At 53.4% G+C, this 19,673-nt stretch carries 18 protein-coding genes, 2 tRNA genes and 2 pseudogenes; 11 read left to right on the plus strand and 11 right to left on the minus strand.

The features are described 5' to 3' along the window. The 4 genes and pseudogenes from Q7T06_RS05380 to Q7T06_RS05395 all read left to right on the plus strand — a co-directional run. Window positions 1-871 (plus strand): annotated as a pseudogene (locus tag Q7T06_RS05380) (cell division protein FtsH); the annotation flags it as partial. Between the two features lie 83 nt (window positions 872-954). Continuing rightward, on the plus strand, window positions 955-1,794 hold the full coding sequence (gene folP / locus Q7T06_RS05385) for a dihydropteroate synthase (RefSeq protein ID WP_304781465.1): 840 nt from the start codon (window positions 955-957) through the stop codon (window positions 1,792-1,794). Window positions 1,795-1,811: 17 nt separating this feature from the next. Continuing rightward, entirely contained in the window at window positions 1,812-3,158 is a 1,347-nt protein-coding gene (glmM, locus tag Q7T06_RS05390; RefSeq protein ID WP_304781470.1) for a phosphoglucosamine mutase, read from the plus strand. A gap of 74 nt (window positions 3,159-3,232) precedes the next feature. Continuing rightward, window positions 3,233-3,309: transfer RNA gene (locus Q7T06_RS05395), tRNA-Pro, on the plus strand. A gap of 57 nt (window positions 3,310-3,366) precedes the next feature. Here Q7T06_RS05395 and Q7T06_RS05400 read toward each other — a convergent pair. Next, on the minus strand, window positions 3,367-3,492 hold the full coding sequence (locus tag Q7T06_RS05400) for a hypothetical protein (RefSeq protein WP_304781475.1): 126 nt from the start codon (window positions 3,490-3,492) through the stop codon (window positions 3,367-3,369). A 69-nt stretch (window positions 3,493-3,561) separates the two neighbouring features. Between Q7T06_RS05400 and Q7T06_RS05405 the strand changes: the two genes are divergently transcribed. The 3 genes from Q7T06_RS05405 to Q7T06_RS05415 all read left to right on the plus strand — a co-directional run bounded on the left by Q7T06_RS05405 (window position 3,562) and on the right by Q7T06_RS05415 (window position 4,371). Continuing rightward, window positions 3,562-3,762, plus strand: a complete 201-nt coding sequence (locus Q7T06_RS05405) for a hypothetical protein (protein WP_304781481.1) — start codon at window positions 3,562-3,564, stop codon at window positions 3,760-3,762. 78 nt (window positions 3,763-3,840) lie between these two features. Next, entirely contained in the window at window positions 3,841-4,092 is a 252-nt protein-coding gene (locus Q7T06_RS05410) for a hypothetical protein (protein ID WP_304781486.1), read from the plus strand. A gap of 202 nt (window positions 4,093-4,294) precedes the next feature. Then, window positions 4,295-4,371 (plus strand) — tRNA-Arg (locus Q7T06_RS05415). Window positions 4,372-4,413: 42 nt separating this feature from the next. Here Q7T06_RS05415 and Q7T06_RS05420 read toward each other — a convergent pair. Genes Q7T06_RS05420 through Q7T06_RS05430 form a run of 3 tightly spaced genes read right to left on the minus strand, consistent with a single transcriptional unit; the run spans window position 4,414 to window position 7,681 of the window. Continuing rightward, a complete protein-coding gene (locus Q7T06_RS05420; RefSeq protein WP_304781489.1) occupies window positions 4,414-5,691 on the minus strand; it encodes a metal ABC transporter permease in 1,278 nt (425 codons plus the stop codon). Between the two features lie 2 nt (window positions 5,692-5,693). Beyond that, window positions 5,694-6,584 carry a metal ABC transporter substrate-binding protein gene (locus Q7T06_RS05425; protein WP_304781492.1) on the minus strand — a complete coding sequence of 297 codons (891 nt, stop codon included), beginning with the start codon at window positions 6,582-6,584 and terminating at the stop codon, window positions 5,694-5,696. Between the two features lie 11 nt (window positions 6,585-6,595). Next, window positions 6,596-7,681: an acetamidase/formamidase family protein gene (locus tag Q7T06_RS05430; RefSeq protein WP_304781495.1), complete on the minus strand. Its 1,086-nt coding sequence runs from the start codon at window positions 7,679-7,681 to the stop codon at window positions 6,596-6,598. Between the two features lie 678 nt (window positions 7,682-8,359). On the opposite strand from Q7T06_RS05430, the gene Q7T06_RS05435 reads away from it, so the two are divergent. Next, window positions 8,360-9,154 carry a fumarylacetoacetate hydrolase family protein gene (locus tag Q7T06_RS05435; RefSeq protein ID WP_304781499.1) on the plus strand — a complete coding sequence of 265 codons (795 nt, stop codon included), beginning with the start codon at window positions 8,360-8,362 and terminating at the stop codon, window positions 9,152-9,154. A 110-nt stretch (window positions 9,155-9,264) separates the two neighbouring features. Here Q7T06_RS05435 and Q7T06_RS05440 read toward each other — a convergent pair whose 3' ends face one another. The 6 genes from Q7T06_RS05440 to wrbA form a co-directional block, all read right to left on the minus strand. Continuing rightward, complete coding sequence (locus tag Q7T06_RS05440; protein ID WP_304781502.1) at window positions 9,265-10,701, minus strand: catalase; 1,437 nt, start codon at window positions 10,699-10,701, stop codon at window positions 9,265-9,267. A 323-nt stretch (window positions 10,702-11,024) separates the two neighbouring features. After that, on the minus strand, window positions 11,025-11,285 hold the full coding sequence (locus tag Q7T06_RS05445) for a hypothetical protein (protein ID WP_304781505.1): 261 nt from the start codon (window positions 11,283-11,285) through the stop codon (window positions 11,025-11,027). A 317-nt stretch (window positions 11,286-11,602) separates the two neighbouring features. After that, a complete protein-coding gene (locus tag Q7T06_RS05450) occupies window positions 11,603-12,034 on the minus strand; it encodes a hypothetical protein (RefSeq protein WP_304781509.1) in 432 nt (143 codons plus the stop codon). A gap of 32 nt (window positions 12,035-12,066) precedes the next feature. Then, window positions 12,067-13,473, minus strand: coding sequence for an FAD-binding oxidoreductase (locus Q7T06_RS05455; RefSeq protein ID WP_304781513.1), 1,407 nt, complete (start codon window positions 13,471-13,473; stop codon window positions 12,067-12,069). Beyond that, window positions 13,470-13,868 (minus strand): DUF2069 domain-containing protein, encoded by a 399-nt coding sequence (locus Q7T06_RS05460; RefSeq protein ID WP_304781516.1) that lies wholly within the window; start codon window positions 13,866-13,868, stop codon window positions 13,470-13,472. Before Q7T06_RS05460 ends, Q7T06_RS05455 begins: the two co-directional genes overlap by 4 nt. Continuing rightward, window positions 13,868-14,476 (minus strand): NAD(P)H:quinone oxidoreductase, encoded by a 609-nt coding sequence (gene wrbA, locus Q7T06_RS05465; RefSeq protein WP_304781519.1) that lies wholly within the window; start codon window positions 14,474-14,476, stop codon window positions 13,868-13,870. The genes Q7T06_RS05460 and wrbA overlap by 1 nt, the downstream gene beginning before the upstream one ends. A 108-nt stretch (window positions 14,477-14,584) precedes the next feature. Here wrbA and Q7T06_RS05470 point away from each other — a divergent pair, with 108 nt between their 5' ends. The 3 genes and pseudogenes from Q7T06_RS05470 to Q7T06_RS05480 all read left to right on the plus strand — a co-directional run. Further along, window positions 14,585-15,862 (plus strand): YihY family inner membrane protein, encoded by a 1,278-nt coding sequence (locus Q7T06_RS05470; protein ID WP_304781529.1) that lies wholly within the window; start codon window positions 14,585-14,587, stop codon window positions 15,860-15,862. 188 nt (window positions 15,863-16,050) lie between these two features. Further along, a complete protein-coding gene (locus Q7T06_RS05475) occupies window positions 16,051-16,506 on the plus strand; it encodes a CBS domain-containing protein (RefSeq protein ID WP_304781522.1) in 456 nt (151 codons plus the stop codon). A gap of 159 nt (window positions 16,507-16,665) precedes the next feature. Then, window positions 16,666-17,973: pseudogene (locus Q7T06_RS05480) on the plus strand (MFS transporter); the annotation flags it as partial. A gap of 45 nt (window positions 17,974-18,018) precedes the next feature. On the opposite strand, the gene Q7T06_RS05485 reads toward Q7T06_RS05480, so the two are convergent. Further along, window positions 18,019-19,673: ATP-binding protein (locus Q7T06_RS05485; RefSeq protein ID WP_304781525.1), on the minus strand; the 1,655-nt coding region annotated here is incomplete at its 5' end.

Consider the following 19,673-nt stretch of genomic DNA (forward strand, 5'->3'; position numbering starts at 1 on the left):
CGATGTTCAGGCCGATATCCTGGCGCGCGGCACACCTGGTTTTTCCGGTGCTGACCTGGCCAATCTGGTCAATGAAGCTGCATTGTTTGCCGCCCGTCGCAACAAGCGTCTGGTCGAGATGCAGGATTTCGAGGATGCCAAAGACAAGATCGTGATGGGCCCTGAGCGCAAGTCTGCAGTGATGCGCGAAGAAGAGCGTCGCAATACGGCTTTCCATGAATCGGGTCACGCGGTTGTCGCCAAGCTCTTGCCCAAGGCCGATCCGGTGCATAAGGTAACGATCATGCCGCGCGGTTTTGCGCTCGGCCTGACCTGGCAGTTGCCTGAACATGATCGCGTCAATATGTACAAGGACAAGATGCTGGAAGAAATTTCCATTCTGTTCGGCGGCCGTATTGCAGAAGAAATCTTCATGCACCAGATGTCGACCGGCGCCTCGAATGACTTCGAGCGTGCGACCAAGCTGGCACGTGCGATGGTGACGCGTTACGGCATGTCGGAAAGTCTGGGCACGATGGTCTACGAAGATACCGAGCAGGATGCGTATTTCGGACGCTCATCGGCGAAAACGGTATCGGAAGCGACCCAGCAAAAGGTCGACAATGAAATCCGCACGATCCTGGATACGCAATACGCACTGTCGCGCAAACTGCTGGAAGAGAATCGCGAGAAGGTTGAACTGATGGCGAAAACCCTGCTGGATTGGGAAACCATCGATTCCGACCAGATCAACGACATCATGGAAGGGCGCGAGCCGCGCCAGCCTAAATATGGCGTACCAACCAAGCGTGCAACGTCTGACACTCCTCCTTCGGGTGGCGTCACGCCAAATGCAGCGGCACCGACTGCGCCAGCCGCACCGGCGCAATAAGCATCTGTCGCATATGCCTGGAAGGTAGTGCCTTGATACAGGGTGAGGAGCAATCCTCGCCCTTTTTATTTTCTGGTTAAATCATGCAGAGTCATTTGCAATGCGGTCGTTACCGCCTGTCGATCGCCGCGACTTCCCGTCCGCTGGTCATGGGTATTTTGAATGTCACGCCCGACTCCTTCTCCGATGCCGGCAAATATCATGCGCTGGATACGGCGATTTCGCACGCCGAGGAAATGATCGCCGCCGGGGTGGATATCATCGATATAGGCGGCGAGTCGACGCGCCCCGGTTCGCAGCCTGTTTCACTGCAGGGTGAGCTCGATCGCGTGATGCCGCTGGTCTACGCCTTGCGCGATTGCGGCAAGCCGCTTTCGATAGATACCTACAAACCGGAAGTCATGCGTGAAACGGTAGCTGCAGGCGCCGACATGATTAACGACATCAATGGTTTCCGTGCGCCGGGTGCGTTGGCAGCGGTTGCGGAATCGGATTGTGCGCTGTGCATCATGCACATGCAAAAAGATCCGCTAAGCATGCAGTTAAAGCCTGAATATCAGGATGTGGTGGCTGACGTCAGCACATTCTTGCATGAACGTATAGCCGCGATAGCGCAGATGAACATTGCACGCGATCGTCTGTGCATAGATCCCGGCTTCGGTTTCGGAAAATCGCTGGCGCATAACATCGCCTTGCTGAAAAATATCGGGCAGTTGCAAACCAGCCTGGATTTACCCTTGCTGGCTGGCTTGTCGCGCAAGTCGATGCTAGGTGCCTTGCTGGACAAACCCGTCGAGCAGCGTCTGGCAGGTAGCCTGGCTGCGGCGCTGGCTGCAGTGGCAAATGGTGCGCGTATAGTACGCGTGCATGATGTGGCAGAAACCGTGGATGCACTGACGGTGTGGCACGCAATCAATCAATGATGCAATAAAATACAAAAATGACTAGAAAATATTTCGGCACCGATGGTGTGCGCGGCAAAGTGGGTGTTTCTCCTATCACACCGGATTTCATCATGCGCCTGGGTTACGCTGCCGGCAGCGTACTGAGCAAATCGGAAGCTTCCAAGGCATCGGGTAGCAGGCCGGTGGTCTTGATAGGCAAGGACACGCGCATTTCTGGCTACATGCTGGAAGCGGCGCTGGAAGCCGGCTTCTCGGCTGCTGGCGTGGATGTGATGCTGGCGGGGCCTATGCCGACGCCGGCCATTGCCTACCTGACGCGCGCATTGCGTTTGTCTGCCGGCGTCGTCATTTCCGCTTCGCATAATCCTTACGACGATAACGGCATCAAGTTTTTCTCTGCATCCGGCAATAAATTGCCGGATGCGATGGAACTCGAAATCGAGGCTGCACTGGATGCGCCTATGTCTTGCGTGGCATCGGAAAAACTGGGCCGGGCAAAACGCCTGGATGATGCGCGCGGACGCTATATCGAATTCTGCAAAAGCACATTTCCGAATGAGCTTGATTTGCGCGGCATGAAGATCGTCGTCGATTGCGCGCATGGTGCGGCTTACCATATCGCGCCGGATGTATTCCATGAGCTGGGCGCGGAAGTGATTGCGATCGGCAATCAGCCGAATGGTTTCAATATCAATGATGGCGTAGGTGCCACGGCACCGGCAGCGCTGGTCGAGGCGGTACGCGCCAACCACGCTGATCTCGGCATCGCGCTCGATGGTGATGCAGATCGCCTGATTGCAGTCGATGCGGCAGGGCGGATTTATAACGGCGACGAACTGCTGTACATCATGGTCAAGGACCAGATGAGTGTGCGTCGCATAGAAGGCGCCGTCGGCACATTGATGACCAATATGGCACTGGAAGTCGCGTTCAAGGAAATGGGCATCGGATTTGCCCGCGCCAATGTCGGTGACCGCTATGTACTGGAAGCATTGCAGGAACGTGGCTGGTCATTGGGCGGCGAAGGTTCCGGGCACATGCTGTTTCTGGACAAGCACACTACCGGCGACGGCATCATTTCTGCGTTGCAAATATTGTCTGCATTGAAACGCAGTGGAAAAACACTGGCGCAATTGACGTCCGATATAGACATGTTTCCGCAAACACTGATCAACGTCAGAGTTACGCCGGACTTTGACTGGAAGAAAAATGCCGCCTTGTTAGCAGAAAAGGAAGCGGTAGAAACCGAGCTGGGCGATACGGGGCGGGTGTTGCTGCGCGCCTCTGGTACCGGACCCTTGATCCGCGTCATGGTGGAGGCGCGGGATGCAGCCCTTGCTGAAAAGATGGCGCGCCGGATTGCCGCGAAATTGCCCGCATAAAATCTGCAAATTATTCATGCTGCCGTGAGTTAATGGTTGACGAATAGAGCTCATTGCAGTATTATTTCGTTCTTCGGAGTGTAGCGCAGCCCGGTAGCGCACCTGGTTTGGGACCAGGGGGTCCAAGGTTCGAATCCTTGTACTCCGACCAGAATTTAAAGGACTAGCTTAATCGCTAGTCCTTTTTTTCGTCCATTTCTTCCAGTGTTCAAGCCAGCAGAACATTCGGCTTTTCTCCAATGCCTGGTCGCAGGTACTTTCCTTTTTCATTTGGAACTTCAATCATCGCAGCCGGTCTTTTCCAGGTATTGAGAGAAATGATTGCTCCATTCAATTGCGATTCCAAAACAAGAATGGGTGACGTGGTATTGTTGTCCGAACCAACTTTGACAGGATGAAAACCATGCGTGAAATTTCGCTATCCGTGGCAGCTCCCTATCCGTATGCGCAGATGTTTGCGGCATTCGACGCAAGTTCGCTTATCCATGCGCACAAGGCCCCGGTGCCCGAGCCTGTGGAAGATCCTTTACCCGGAGAGCATCCGGTGCCGCAGGAAGATCCTGTCCCGTCGCCGAATCCGGAAATTGACGACCCAAAACACTGATTCATGCATGATGCTGCTGCGTCTCTACAGCGTGAGACAAGAGCTTCACCGGAAGTAAAACGATCAAGGGGCACTGATATGGAAAAGCAGGAAAACTGGAGTACCGAACTGTACAAGGGCATGGAGGTTCATGTCACTACCTTGCAAAAAGAAGAGGCGGGACATCTATGGGACTACACGGTGCGCGTGTGCGAACCCGGTGTCGATGCAAGCGCGGAAAGCGAACTGGCTGCCGAATCCGGCGATGATGCCGATTATGCCTCCAGGGCTGAGGCCTTGGCAGCCGGCTTTGTCAGGGGATACGCGATGGTGGATGAAATCAGGAAATAGGAAGTACCAGCGACAACTTGATTCATCGCCACGCCTGTTTTCACGGCCTGGCGGCACTGCCTGAGCCAATCACGACATCCACTGCCTTGCAGCATTGAAACCACATCATAAAAAAGGCATAATGCAGCACCTTTGCCGCACACCATCAGATAGTTTTCATTGCGTGATGCGGCACTGTATTTCATCCTGCTGCAAACCACTTCTGCCCATAGCTCAGTTGGATAGAGCATCAGCCTTCTAAGCTGAGGGTCACAGGTTCGATTCCTGTTGGGCAGACCAGTAAAATCAATCGGTTACCGCCTGCATTCATTTTCTTGTTTTCTAAGTCTGTGTAGCCACTTTGTAGACTTTGAGGGGGCGAGTCCGCATTAAAAGAAAGAAAGAAGCCAGTCCCAATAGTAATAAGGGAATGCCGATTCCGAAACGTTGGCGTCCCCGCGCCTGCTGGCGGAGTTCCTTTAGAACGAGTTGATCACCGGCTTGAATTTCACTGCGACTAGCTAGATACTGCCGCAGGCGGTCTTGCTTTTCTGCACTCATTTCTTTTGTACCCCATCTCACATCCTGATCCAGTGCCTGCAAAGTCGTCAACTCCTCAGTTGAACGTTGAATGGCATCCAATGCTTCATGGCGAGTTTCCAGTTCATCAGAAGTCAAAAAAACTTCCTGGACGATCGGCGCAGCCTCTTCAATCGCATCAAGCCAGTGTTGATCCATATTGGGAAAAGCAAGCACAAGCAAACCCAATATCCCCAATATGGCAGTGACTGTTTTGCCTACAAGTAGCAGAGAGGAGTGCCATAAAATCATACCCATGGCAACGAAGGCGAATGCGGCACCAAATGCCGCGACGATAGCCGGACCGGTTGGCAAATTCCAGAACCAGGAGGCAGCCAGGCCAACTGCACTCAGCGCAACCCCTAGCGCCCATGCAATCAAAAGACGACTCTGCATTTTCGTGGCGAAAAGACCTGTTATCGCTGCCGGGACAATCAAGTATGAAAATACCAAAAGTACACCGGCGATACGCACTGAAGATGTCACCACCAGTGCAAACGTTCCATAAAAAACGACATCCCAAAGAAATTTACGCCGACTGTTGACGCCAGTCTCTTCCGGATGGAACGAAGCCTGTATAAGCGGTTTGCGCAAAAGCCAGTGTGCGGCGCCGATGAGGCTGTAAAGAATGGCCAGCTTGCTTACTTCATTTGCAGATACGGTGAGAATAGAGCCTATGAAAATCTGCTTGATATGTTCAGCACCTTGAGGTGCGCGGTCGAGTGCAAGCACGGCGAGTGCGGCGCAAACAGCATAAACAATACCAATCACCGCTTCTTGCGGCACCATTTTTTCAAAACGGCGGGCTAGCGCGAACAGAACGGCACCGCCTAAGGCAAAGACAAGCGCATACCAGTAAGCTGCATCGCTTTGTACAGTGTGCCCCGCGAGAATCGCGATTGTGATTCCCAGTGCGGCAACTTGCGCCAGTGAAAGGTCGACAAAAATGATGCCTCGAGCCAGTACATGAAGCCCGAAGTACGCATGGATACTCGTCAATATTATGCCTGCCACGAATGGCCATAAGAGAAGTTCCAGCATGCTTATCTCAGCCCCCCTACAAACCGCTCGACATTCAGATCAAGCATGGACAGATAATCTCTGGCCAGTGGATCTGCCAGCACTGACGGAACCAGCGTCACCGCTCTTGCACCACCGTGCTCTGCAACCTGCCTGACCACTCCCGGGTTTGAGTTTGGATCAGCAATCACAATCTTCACACCGGCGTCCCGCATCCTGACAAAAAGTTTTGAGAGTTCTGCCGGGGATGGCGGCACGCCAGGCGTCGGTTCTGCGGCCGCTACTATCGACAATCCAAAACGTTTGGCAAAATAGCTCCAACTGTCATGCATGACTACAACCTTGGTTCCACGGTAGGGCTCCATGGCAATTTTCCATGCCTTCAAGCGCACATCCAGGTCACGAAGAAATTTTTCTCTGTTGGCTTCAAAATATTGGCGATCTGCCGGCCTCAATTTGGAAAGTGTTTCTGTAATTGATGCTGTAATGGGGCGGGCGTTTTCAGGATCGAGCCAGTAATGTGTGTTGCCGTAGGCATGGACATGGGCGCGGCGCTCTGCGCGCAATCGCGGCGTTTCTGTTTGTACAAGTTGTACGTTATTTGATGTATTGAGTACTTGTGCATTCGTACTCATGCGTGCGAGCCAAGGCTCGTGATCCATTCCTATGCGTACGACCAAATCAGCATCACGCAGTCTTATTAATTGTATAGGCTTCAATTCCATCGAATGCGGGTCTTGATCTGGAGCGGCAATGCTTTCAACCGTCACTCGATCACCACCGACTGAAGTAACCAGACTTTTCAAATCTGTAGTGGTGGTAACCACATTGATTTTTGTATTGGATGCAGCCATGCCATAAGGCATGCTGAAAGCAAGCGCCAAGGCTAGTGTGAAGGCGGTTAGCGCTTGCATAATTTACCCTTTTATTTTTTTGTGAATATTGACTTCGGAATCATGCAGTGCACACCCTTACGGATGTCTACTACTTGTGATATCCGGCAATCGCCTACCATCGACATCAGCGAGTAAGCTTCATAACGGCTGAGCGGTACTATTTTCTGCTCGGCCAAGAAATTCACTGCCTCACGTGTGGCGTTGACCATCGCTTTATTCAAGTCCTCGTCGAAACCAATAGAAATCCAGTGCGTTTCGGTTTCGATGCGCGGCCATTCAAGTTTCATGTTCTTGTGCACGATCGGCTGCAGAACAATCTCCTTGTAGGAGCATTCCAGTGCAGTCAGATTGACCTCACCATTACCCTGCAGGCAGTGAGAATCACCCGTCCAGATCAAGCCTCCTTTTTGGAATACCGGCAGGAAAATCCTGGAACCAGCCTGAAGTTCGTTGATATCCATGTTGCCGCCATTTTTCCATGGGCGCAATGAAGACACCGGTGCCAAAGGATCGTCCTTTATTCCACCTTTACGAGGGGAAGGGTCGTTGGGATCAATGCCAACTGCGAGCGTGCCAGGGAATGGCTTGAGGCCGAGCGTGATGCCCGGTTTGAACTCGGCCTTCGTTCTTTTCGCATCAAACTTCATGAATTTTACAAAACCATCTGGCATTTCCGAAGCCAGTGCGCCTATCGTCGGAAATTCCTTGCCCGGCAAATTGAAGTTGACGCCAAAGGATTTCGGCACGATTTTCAGGATACGGATTTCTAACACGTCACCCGGCTCGGCGTTATTCACGTAAATCGGTCCTGTCAGAGAGTGTGGCCCGCCCCCCGGATTTGCCTTCCGCAGGGCGATGATCTCTTCCATGCTCATGCCCTCTTTAATCTTGTCGTGCGAATGCATCATTGTTTCGACAGAGACTGTATCGCCTGAATTGACGGTGAGCTTGGTTGGCTCTTTCGTGTCATACCAGCCCCATTGAACGTTATCGAGGGTGGCTGGAAGAACATGGTTTTTGCCGCGGACTTGTTGTTGCGGTTCAGCATAGGTGGAGCTGGAACCGAATCCAGCAAGCAGTGAAATGACAATGGCTGTTTTTAAAAAATTATTCATTTGGACTTTTCCTCTTCATTATTTGTTTTAAATTTTGTGAAAGATAAAGTTTTTGCAAATCTATGTTTTGTCTCCTCAATGACATGATGCTGCCACTCAGTTTCTGGCCCATATTTTTTTGCTGCAAAAATCTACGTCGCAAGGAATGCGCCAAAACTGACATGTCAGTGACGTGGCGCATTCCTAATCTAGTTGGGAGGGCTAGTGTTTGTCAATAGATTTCAGAAAACAATTGTCGCTTTCACCGAGCGCTTCCAAGCGCGACTATGAATGCGGTCTACACGAGCTCAAGCAACGCGAATATGTATATTCAAAGATTTGCGCATTGGCGACAGATGGGGGGCGCACTCATACCCTACAAAGGAAAAACCTAATCTCCGCAGGCAAGTCTTCTAAGCTGAGGGTCGCAGATTCGATTCCTGTTGGGTCCACCAATATTACTTCTCCGGATATTACGAACTCTGTATTGCACTATCAAATTCGAGTTGCGCTATAACATAGCTTTTTAAATACTTGAATTGCAAACGCATATTTCTCCCAAAGCCATGAGAAGAGGATGACATTCCACTGTTGATTCAAACTCGTGTAAATTGATTCAAGGTAAGTTTTGAGCGCCAGCTTGATGGGTGTTTTGCGACTTGCCATATTTAGTTAGATCAATTCGAAAGAGGAGATGACATGACGGAAATTAACAGGCGTGGAATGTTGCAGGCGGCGGGCTTGATGACTTTGGGGGCGGTGACGGGTTGTGCTGCACCGCGTAGCGCAGGCGGCAAGGATCAAACAGTTTTTTCCATAGCGCAGCCGACGATTCCTATCGTGGGGAGTGCTGAACGCTTTCCGGTGCGCCGTATTTATTGCATAGGGCGTAATTACGCCGCGCATGCGCGCGAAATGGGTTCGGATCCGACGCGCGAACCGCCATTCTTCTTTCAAAAACCCAGCGATGCGATTCAGTACGTGGCGCCCGGACAGGTGAGCGATCATCCTTATCCAACCCTGACAAAAAATTACCATTACGAAATTGAACTGGTGGCAGCAATCAGCAAGGGTGGCAAAAACATCTCCGTCGAAAACGCATTGCAGCATGTGTTTGGCTATGCGGTAGGGCTGGACATGACGCGCCGTGACTTGCAGGCAGCAATGAAAAAAGAAGAAAAACCGTGGGAAATCGGCAAGAGCTTCGACAAATCGGCGCCGATAGGACCGATACATCCGGTTGCCAGTATCGGCAACTTCACTGAAGGAAAAATCTGGCTCAAGGTCAATGGCCAGGTCAAGCAAAGTTCGGACTTGAAAAACATGATCTGGTCGGTTGCAGAGCAGATCAGCAATTTATCGAAGGCGTTTGAATTGCAGCCGGGCGATATCATTTATTCTGGCACGCCGGAAAATGTGGGCCCGGTCGTCAGAGGTGATGTCATGGAAGGCTATATCGATCGTTTGCCCAGCATTTCCCTCAAGGTTGTCTAAGCTTTCAAGAAATAGCCGGAAGTAAAAATGGCCGGGAGCATTCCCGGCCATTTTTTACGATGAACATTCATTCAGGCGGCAGCGGGGAAGCCCACCGGTCCGCACTCAGATCAAAGTCCCAGCGCTTTCTTTACACCGGCACCATAGGCAGGGTCGCATTTCGTGCAATTGTCTATATGGCGCTGCTTGATTTCAAGCGGCGCATCGCCCATCGCGCGACCGGTATTGTCGAACAACACTTGTTGTTGCGCCGGGCTCATCAACTTGAACAGCGCACGCGGTTGCGAGTAGTAATCGGCATCATCTTCACGGTAGTTCCAGTGATCGGCTGCACCGTTGATCGCCAGCGGCGGCTCGCGGAAATCCGGCTGTTCCTGCCATTCATCGTAGCTGTTAGGTTCGTAATGCAGGGTGCTGCCATGATTGCCGTCGACGCGCATTGCACCGTCGCGATGGAAGGCATGGAAAGGACACTTGGGCGTATTGACAGGAATCTGGTAATTGTTCACGCCCAGACGATAACGCTGTGCATCGCCGTACGAGAACAGGCGACCTTGCAGCATCTTGTCAGGCGAGAAGCTGATGCCCGGCACGACGTTGGCCGGGTTGAAGGCAGCCTGCTCGACATCGGCGAAATAATTTTCGGGATTGCGGTTGAGCTCGAACACGCCGACTTCGATCAATGGGTAATCGCCCTTGGGCCAAACCTTGGTGAGATCGAATGGGTGATACGGAACTTTTTCTGCATCTTTTTCCGGCATGATTTGTATGGCCATCGTCCAGCGCGGGAAGTCCTTCTTCTCTATCGACTCATACAGATCGCGCTGCGCACTTTCCCTGTCCTTGCCGACCAGTTGCTCTGCTTCTGCATCGCTCAGGTTTTTAATGCCTTGCTGGGTGCGGAAATGGAACTTCACCCAATAGCGTTCATTGTCGGCATTGATGAAGCTGAATGTATGCGAGCCGAAGCCATGCATGTGGCGATGCGAAGCAGGAATGCCGCGGTCGCTCATGACGATGGTGACTTGATGCAAGGCTTCCGGCAGCGAGCTCCAGAAATCCCAGTTGTTTTTTGCACTGCGCAGATTGCTGCGCGGATCGCGTTTGACTGCATGATTCAAGTCAGGAAATTTCATCGGGTCGCGGAAGAAAAATACCGGCGTATTGTTGCCGACCAAATCCCAGTTGCCTTCTTCCGTGTAGAACTTCATTGCGAAGCCGCGAATATCGCGTTCTGCATCGGCTGCCCCGCGTTCGCCCGCGACGGTGGAAAAGCGCACGAACATGTCGGTCTTCTTGCCGATCTGCGAGAAAATTTTTGCCTTGGTGTAGCGGGTGATGTCGTGGGTGACGGTAAAGGTGCCGAACGCGCCCGAGCCTTTGGCATGCATGCGTCGTTCAGGAATGACTTCACGGTCGAAGTGCGCCAGCTTTTCAAGAAACCAGACATCTTGCAAAAGCTGTGGTCCGCGCGGGCCGGCTGTCAGGACGTTTTGATTGTCGGGAACTGGCGCGCCGCCTACAGTGGTGAGTTTTTTCTTGGACATATGCACCTCTAAAAATGGAATTGAGAGACAAGCGGCTGGACTAAAGTAGTGCTGGCTTAAATACTATCATCGAAAATCAAGAAGCCATTATTGGAATTTTGCTGTGATCTTCATAGTGAAAAACTATGCAGGTATATAGACCTTCAGCATGCATACACGTTCATTTTTCACTGGTGTTAAATGTGAAAATGACTGGATGTACATGCGCGTGAGCGAGCGCTCGGTAGTCGATGCCGACTATTGCGGAGATATCAGGGTATGAGAAAAGCCGGCCTGCCGGGCTGGTAATAGCCGGGCAGGTCGAAAACATCAATGAGCACTATTCAAGCGCGGCTGAAAGTTTCGTTCGTGTCCTGGATTTTGAAGGTGCCGTCATTTTGCGAAAGCGCAATTTGGTCCGTGTATTTGACCAGATATCCCTGGAAATCCCGCGGCAAATGAGCCATGCCGTAATCCAGATAAGTGATTCCCTTGTCGATATTGAGCATGATGAGGGATTTGCCTGCTGCATTCTTGACTTTGAATTCTTCAACGGTTTTCATGAGATCTCCTGAGTGAGTAAAGCCAGCCTGGCTGCCGTTCATTTGCCATCCATCGCGGCCCAAACTGACTGCACGTCATTTATAGCATTTTTAATACATCTTTAAAATGCCTTAATTTGATATGCATCAAGCATTTCATTGTATGTGCGGCTGGAAAGAAAAAAGCCTGCACGCAGGCAGGCTTCGGTAATTGGTGCTGGTATGTTTCCCGACCGCCAGCGCCGGTAGTAGCAACCGTGGGTATGGTGCTAAAGGTAGCTCTTTATGAGAGCACGGGCGTATCGTAACAAGCGTATATGACCGGAGTTTGACATGCGTGATATTTTCGCTCCGTATCGGGAAAATTTTGTCCGGCGCCCTTAGCCGCAAGCCAGTTGATGTTTCTCGGTGGCGCGGCGGGCCTTTTGTTTGCTGCGCTCGGCAGTTTTCGGCTGCGCACTGGCTGCATCTTCATTTGCCCATTTGACGCGTTGCGCCGATTCAGCGCATTTCTTCTTTTTCGCTTCCGCCACCTTGTATCTTTGCGCTTGCTGGCGCTCTTCCTGCGCGTCTGCCTTGTGGCGGCGCTGCTGCAGGCGCTGCAAGGTCTGTTTGTCTTGCTGCAATTGTTTTTGTGCAGATGCGCTATCTGTTGCAGGCGTCGCCACGACAATTTCTTTCATGCTGCCGGCTGCGCCATTTTGACAGGGCGCATCGCTATAGACAGTCCGGTCGCCGGATACGCACTTGTAGATCGACCAGGCAGGGGTGGCGAAAGAGAGAAGGACAAGCAGCAGTAGCGTAGATGGCATAGCAGTCTCGCAGTTGAGTAAGGGGAAAGACCTTAAATAACCTTGCCTGGATTCATGATGTTCAGCGGATCAAGCGCGCGCTTGATGCTGCGCATCAGGTTTATTTCGACATCTGTCTTATACAGCAGGATTTCATCGCGTTTCAAGGCGCCTATCCCATGCTCGGCAGAAATGGAGCCGCCGAACTGGTGCACGCTATCATGCACGATGCGGTTGACAGCAGCCTGCTGCGCCAGGAAGCTGGCCTCGGATACGGTTTCAGGGTGTGCGACGTTGTAATGCAGATTGCCATCGCCGAGGTGGCCGAAAACCACCATGCGTGCACCGGGAAAGGCTTGCTGCAACAGGTGGGCTGTGCTGCTTATGAAGTCACCGATCACCGAAACAGGCAGTGACACATCGTGCTTGATGTTCTTGCCTTCAGCAGCTTGCGCCAGCGGTATGTGTTCGCGGATATCCCAGAGCGCCTTCGATTGCGCAAGCGAACTGGCGACGATCGCATCCTCGATGATCTCTTGTTGCAGCGCATCGCCGACCAGGCCTTCCAGCAGTGCCTGCGCGTGTGCTTCCGATTCGCCATCGGACAATTCGAGCAACACATAGTGCGCATGTGCATCTGCAAACGGCAAGTGCATCTGCGGAAAATGCTGCTGGACCAGGGCTAGGCAGTATGAAGACATCAATTCGAAACCGGTCAGAGCCGCGCCGCAGCGCAGTTGTGCCAGCGTCAACAGGCGCAAGGCATCGTCGGGACTGCGCAATGCAGCCAGAGTGGTGCGCTGCGCCTTGGCCTGTGGAAAAAGTTTGAGTACGGCGGCAGTGATGATGCCCAGCGTGCCTTCAGCGCCTATGTAGAGGTCGCGTAAATCGTAGCCGGTATTGTCTTTGCGCAAGCCGCGCAAACCATGCCAGATTTCGCCTTGCGGCGTCACGACTTCCAGGCCGAGACACAGTTCGCGTGCATTGCCGTAGCGCAGAACGGCGGTGCCGCCGGCATTGGACGCAAGATTGCCGCCTATCGTGCAACTGCCTTCGGATGCCAGCGAGAGCGGGAAAAGCCGTTCTGCATCAGCGGCAGCTTGCTGGATGTTTTGCAGTATGCAACCGGCTTCGACCGTCATCGTATTGTTGACCGGATCGATGGCGCGTATCTGATTCAGGCGCGTCAGTACAAGGACTACCGCAGTGCCGCTGGCGTCGGGAATGCTGCCGAGCACGAGGCCGGTATTGCCACCTTGCGGCACGATAGGCACCTTGAACTGATTGCACAGGCAGACGATGGCTGCCACTTCTGCCGTCGATGCCGGCTTGAGGACTGCGCATGCACTGCCGGTCAAACGGCGGCGCCAGTCGGTCAGGTAAGACGCGGTTTCTGCAGCCGCTGTCAATACATATTGCGCACCGATGGTGCGGCGACATGCATCGAGAAATGCATTCATTCAGCAGCCTTTTGCAGCGCCTGTTTGGCCAGCGCCTTGGCAGCTTTTTTGTAGGGCCGCAGGTAGGCAATCACGCAGGTGAAAAAAGCCAGCACCAGCGCTACTTCTATCCAGCCCAGCGTGGCGGAGAAGCCGCTGTCGCTCATGCCGCGTACTATGCCTTCGGCGAAGTACAGCAGGATCAGCATCGATGACCATTGCATCGTATAGAGATCGCGCTTGATGATGCCGCGCAAGGGTATCAGCAAGGGGATGACTTTAAGCACCAGCCATGAGCCATTGGGGCGTGTGGGTAGCGGTGCCAGCACCATTTCCCATGCGATGCACAGGATGATCAAGGCGATCAGGCTGGCGACTGCGCCTATGTGGATGATTTTTTGATTTTGCGTTTGCATCAGGCGCTCCGTAATTTGATCGCAGTCTGCGCCAGCCTTTGTCCCAGGGAGATCGCCAGCGCGCGCGTATCGGCCGAGATCGGCTGCGTGCCGCTGACGCCCGACCAGTGTGAAGCGCCGTAAGGCGTGCCGCCGGTACTGGTAGTCATCAATTCGGCTTGCGTGTAAGGGATGCCCAGCAGCAGCATGCCGTGATGCAGCAAGGGCAGCATCATCGACAATAGCGTCGATTCCTGCCCGCCATGCAGGCTGCCGGTGGAAGTGAATACGCAAGCCGGTTTGCCGGCCAGCGTGCCGGACAGCCATTGCGACGAAGTGCCATCCCAGAAATACTTCATCGCCGCAGCCATGTTGCCGAAGCGGGTCGGCGAGCCCAGGGCCAGGCCTGCGCATTCTTCCAGATCGCGCAGCTCCACATAGGGAGCGCCTGTGCCGGGTACTTCGGGTTCGCTGGCTTCGCTTACCGTGGAAACTGCCGGCACCGTGCGCAGGCGTGCCTCGCAACCGGCGACGCTGTCTATTCCCTGGCCTATGAATTCAGCCAGTTTGCGTGTGGCGCCATGGCGGGAATAATACAAAACGAGTATGGGGAGCGTCGATGAGTTCATGCTTGGTATTATAGGATGCTTTATAAGCATCCAAATGCTTGATCGCAGCTCACTGGCGCAAATTTCATGCGCCTTTTTTCAGACCATGAACATATCGATACGCGTTGCATGAAGCTAGCCAAATTTTCTCTTTTCCGCGAATTATCCTGGCCGCAGGTGCGCAACCTGATCCGTTTTGCGGCACGCCGGCTGGATGAAGAACGCTTGCCGCAGGTTGCCGGCAGCCTGACCTTCACGACCGTCCTGGCTTTGGTACCGATACTGACGATAGCGCTGGCGATTTTCACGACTTTCCCGCTGTTCAAGACCTTCCGTACTGCGCTCGAAGCCTACTTCGTGCAGAACCTGATGCCCAAGGGGATTGCCAATACGATACTCGGCTATCTGACGCAGTTCTCCAGCAAGGCTACGGGCCTGTCTGCCATCGGTGCCGTCGCATTGATAGTGACGGCAGTGATGATGATGCTGATGATAGACCGGGTATTCAATCAGATCTGGCGCGTCAAAACCAAGCGGCCGATCACGCAGCGCATCCTGGTGTATTGGGCGATCGTCACGCTGGGGCCATTGTTGATAGGCGCCTCGATTACGCTGACTTCCTACTTGTTTACCGCGACCAATGGGGCGGTAAGGCATATCCCGTTTTTCGGCGGCGTCCTGTATTCGTCTATCTCTATCCTGTTGACGACAGCCGCCTTTACGTCGCTGTATATCGTCGTGCCGAATCGCCTGGTGGAATGGCGCGATGCCCTGTGCGGCGGCTTGCTGGCTGCGCTGGCCTTTGAAGTGGTCAAGCGTCTGTTTGCGGTTTTCGTGGTCAAGGTGCCTACCTATACGGTGGTTTATGGTGCGGTGGCGGCTTTCCCCATCTTTCTGGTATGGCTCTACCTGGGCTGGTTGATCACGCTCGGCGGTGCCGTGGTGGTGGCCGCCCTGCCGATCGTGAAGTATGAACGGTGGTGGCATGTGCCGCAGCCGGGGAGTGCATTTGTCGATGCGATGGCGCTGCTGGCGGTATTGTATGAAGCCAGAACCTTTGCTGATTCTGCCCTGGTCGATAGCAAGCTGATCCGCACAAAGACCCGCCTGGGTTTTGATGAGGTGGAAACGCTGTTGATGAAGATGCTGGATGCCGGCTGGGTCGGGCGCCTCAAGGCGGAAGGGCCAAAACGCGTGCAATGGGGCAAGCGTATTACCGATGGCCTGGATCGCTGGACGCTGCTGGCCAATCCGCAGCAACTGGCGCTGGCCGATGTTTACCGGATGTTCGTATTTGATGCCGCCAGCAATGAAATACTGGCTAAAAAAGTAGAGTGCGCAGTCGAGCAGGGATTACAGCTATCGCTAGCTGAATATTTCAGTCAGGGAAATGACGGACAGCCTTGAGGCAAGGGAATGCAATGAGCGCAGATTTGCGCTGTGCGTGCTTCGGATAAGGGGCGCGACCGGTCTGCCGTCCGGCCGGATGAGGCCATCCCTCTTGTGATTTAGATCATCGAATTGTGGATTTTTCGAGGCGCTTGGGCTACATTGAACGTATCTGAAGTATAAACATAACTCTCAAGGGTGGTCCCATGAAAGTATCTGAAATACTCAAGGTAAAAGGAAACATCCTCTTCACGGTAACGCCAGACAGCCCGATGCTGGATGCAGTCCATGCGATGGCGGAAAAAGACATCGGTTCGCTGGTCGTGATGGAGGGCGGCAATCTGATCGGCATGCTCAGCTTCCGTGAAGTGATGGCGACAATACATGCAAATGGCGGGGCAGTGGGGCGCGACAGCGTGCGTCAGCACATGAATACCCAGCCGATCACGATTGCAGCCGATGCCGAGATCAATGATGTCCGTCGCCTGATGCTGGAAAAACACGCGCGTTATGTGCCGGTACTTGATGGAAAAAATCTGGTCGGCGTGATTTCATTCTACGACGTTGCAAAAGCAGTGTTTGAAGCTCAAAGCTTTGAAAACAAAATGCTGAAATCGTATATACAAAGTTCTCCTGCGATCGCCAGCGAACACGATAGCTAGGGCTGCATATTCAGCAAAGCCGCTCGTGCAGTTATTTTGCCCGGGCGGCTTTTATATTTCTTGTCGTCATACCCTGCAATCTGTTGAACCGGGCGCTACATCCGGTTGGCAGTCTGCGCTTACCCTCCGCCTGTTTTTTTAAACCATCCAATTTTCTTCATGCACAAGTCCAGTCAATTTTCCCTGCTCGCGCAGCGTCGCTTTGCGCCTTTTTTCTGGACGCAATTTTTCGGTGCATTCAACGACAATGTATTCAAGACTGCGCTGCTGACGATACTGACTTTCGAGGCATTGAACTGGACCACGATGGACAGGGCTTTCCTGAATAACCTGATCCCGGGATTATTCATTTTGCCCTTCGTTTTATTTTCTGCGCTGGCCGGGCAACTGGCGGACAAGTTTGAAAAATCCAGGCTGGTGCGCTACATCAAGCTGCTTGAAATCGCCATCATGCTGCTCGCCGCGATCGGCTGGATGCGCCATGATTTATGGTTGTTGATTGCCGCAGTGGCAGGCATGGGTTTGCATTCGGCGTTGTTCGGGCCGGTCAAGTATGCCTATCTGCCGCAGAAACTCGCACCGGAAGAGCTGGTGGGCGGTAACGGTCTGGTGGAGATGGGAACCTTCGTCGGCATCCTGCTCGGTGAAGTGCTGGGCGCTGCGCTGGTGCTGTACCAGCCGTGGGGAATAGAACTGGTTGCCGGTGGCACGCTGGCCATCGCGGTGGCAGGCTGGCTCGCCAGCCGCGCAATTCCTGTTTCTCCTGCGCCCGCACCTGAACTGAAAATCAACTGGAATCTGGCGACTGAAACGGTGCGCAACATCCGTTTTTCGCGGCAGAACCGCACGGTATTTCTGGCCATGCTGGCCAACTCATGGTTCTGGTTTTATGGCGCGATCCTGCTGGCGCAATTTCCGCTGTATGCGAAAGAAAACCTGCATGGCGATCACGGCATTTTTATTTTGCTGTTGACGATTTTTTCGCTCGGGATAGGGGCTGGCTCTTTATTATGCGAGCGCTTGTCCGGCCATAAAGTCGAGCTTGGATTGGTGCCGCTGGGTGCGATCGGTTTATCCGTTTTCGGTTTCGATCTGTTCCTTTCCAGCGTAGCCTATACCAATACGGAGCTGGTCGATATCCGTGCTTTCCTGCAGCAGGGTGGCAGTATCCGCATCTTGCTGGATTGTCTGATGATAGGCCTGTTCGGCGGCTTCTATATCGTGCCGCTGTTTGCATTGATACAGACGCGTTGCGACCCCACGCGTATCTCGCGCACGATAGCCGGCATGAACATACTGAATGCCTTGTTCATGGTGGTGGCGGCACTGCTGGCGATGGTGTTGCTGGGGGCGGGATTGAGTATCCCGCAGTTGTTTCTGGTGACCGCGATCCTGAATGCCTTTGTTACCGGCTGCGTCTTTGTCGCGGTGCCGGAATTCCTGATTCGCTTTCGCGCCTGGATAGTGCCAGGACGCTGATTGCGTTGCAGCTTGCCGGGCTGGAAAGAGTGCTCAGGACAAGGGATGCAGCGCGTCGTCGTCGTTGCTTCTTTGCGGCGCCACCAGCGGCAAGGTCAGGGTGAATGTGGTGCCGGTGCCCACCGCGCTTTGTACGCGGACACGGCCACCGAGCACGCCGCTGACGATGTTGTGCGTGATATTCAAGCCCAGGCCGGAACCACCTTCGCCCAGCTTGGTGGTGAAAAATGGATCGAAAATCCGGTTCAGGTTACTTGCCGGAATCCCCACCCCATCATCCTTGACCGTGAGTTCGACCCAGCCATCTACATTGCTGCGTGCGGCAATCACGACCAGGCCCTGATTTCTTCCCTCGAAACCGTGCAGCAGCGCATTGTTGATCAAATTGCTCAACACCTGTCCGAGCGGGCCGGGGTAACTGTCGAAGATCAGGTCTTCCGGGATGCTTTGCTCGACGGTGAAGGGCGTTTTGCGTATCACCGGCCATAAGGTCAGCAGGATTTCACTGGTGAGTTCTTCCAGTGAAAAAGTCCGCCTTTGTGAACTGGTCTGGTCTATGGCTACCTGTTTGAAGCTGTTGACCAGATCGGCTGCACGATGCAGGTTGCGTACCAGGATATCGCCGGCCTTGTCGACATCGTTGATATAACTTTCCAGGCTGGAGCGCTTGATGCCCTGGTTGCCGCGGTAATTCTCGAGCAGTTTCGACGTTTGATCGCTGAGAGTGCTGGCTACCATCAGGCTGTTGCCGATAGGAGTATTCAGTTCATGCGAAATGCCGGCTACCAGTGCGCCCAGCGCTGCCAGTTTTTCACTGTTGACCAATTCTTCATGCGCCAGATTCAATGCATCCAGCGTGGTTTCCAGTTCCTGATTAGCTTGCTGTAATTCTTCAGTGCGCTCGATGACGCGGTCTTCCAGCGTTGCATTGAATTCGAGGATTTCAGTTTCAATCAGGCGTTTTTCCGTCACGTCTTGACAGGTCAGAATGCCGAATTGTTCGCCTTCAAGAAAAAAGACATGACCCGAAAACTGTATCAGTACTTTGCTGTTGTCGCCGCGATACATCCATACTTCTTCGTGATTTTCCAGGCTGCCGGTTACTTTCAGATCTTCCAGCAAGGAGACCCTGTCATCCGGATTGCAATACATCGCAAGGTCCAGCGTATTCTTGCCGACGACAGATTCCCGCGAGCGCAGGAACAGACTCTCGAATGCACTGTTGACGTCCTTGATCACGCTGTTGCTGCTGACCTGCGTGACAAACATCGGCACCGGCGTGGAGTGGAAAATAGTGGCGAAGCGCTGCTCACTCAGACGCAATTCTTCTTCTGCCCGCTTGCGCTCCAGCTCTGCTGAAGCCCGTTCGCTGAATACCTGCAGCAGGGACCGGATCAGGTCCGGATTGCGCAAGGGTTTGCTATGCATGACGGCCAATACGCCGATTACCTGGCCGTTTGCATCGCGCAAGGCGGCGCCGGCATAACTGTCCCAGCTTTGCCCTTTCATTATCTTGTGGCGCGGGAACATCGACTGGATGTCCGTTGCAAAGATGCAGATCTCGCCTTTCAGAGTACGTTCGCATGGCGTACCCAGAACCGCATATTCGAAATTGTCTACCAGGCGTCCCTGCAAATGTGCTGCAAGCGCGCGTATGCGCATCGGATCTCCCGGCGTGCGCAGACCGA

The organism is Herminiimonas sp., from assembly GCF_030645555.1.
GTDB lineage: Bacteria > Pseudomonadota > Gammaproteobacteria > Burkholderiales > Burkholderiaceae_D > Oxalicibacterium.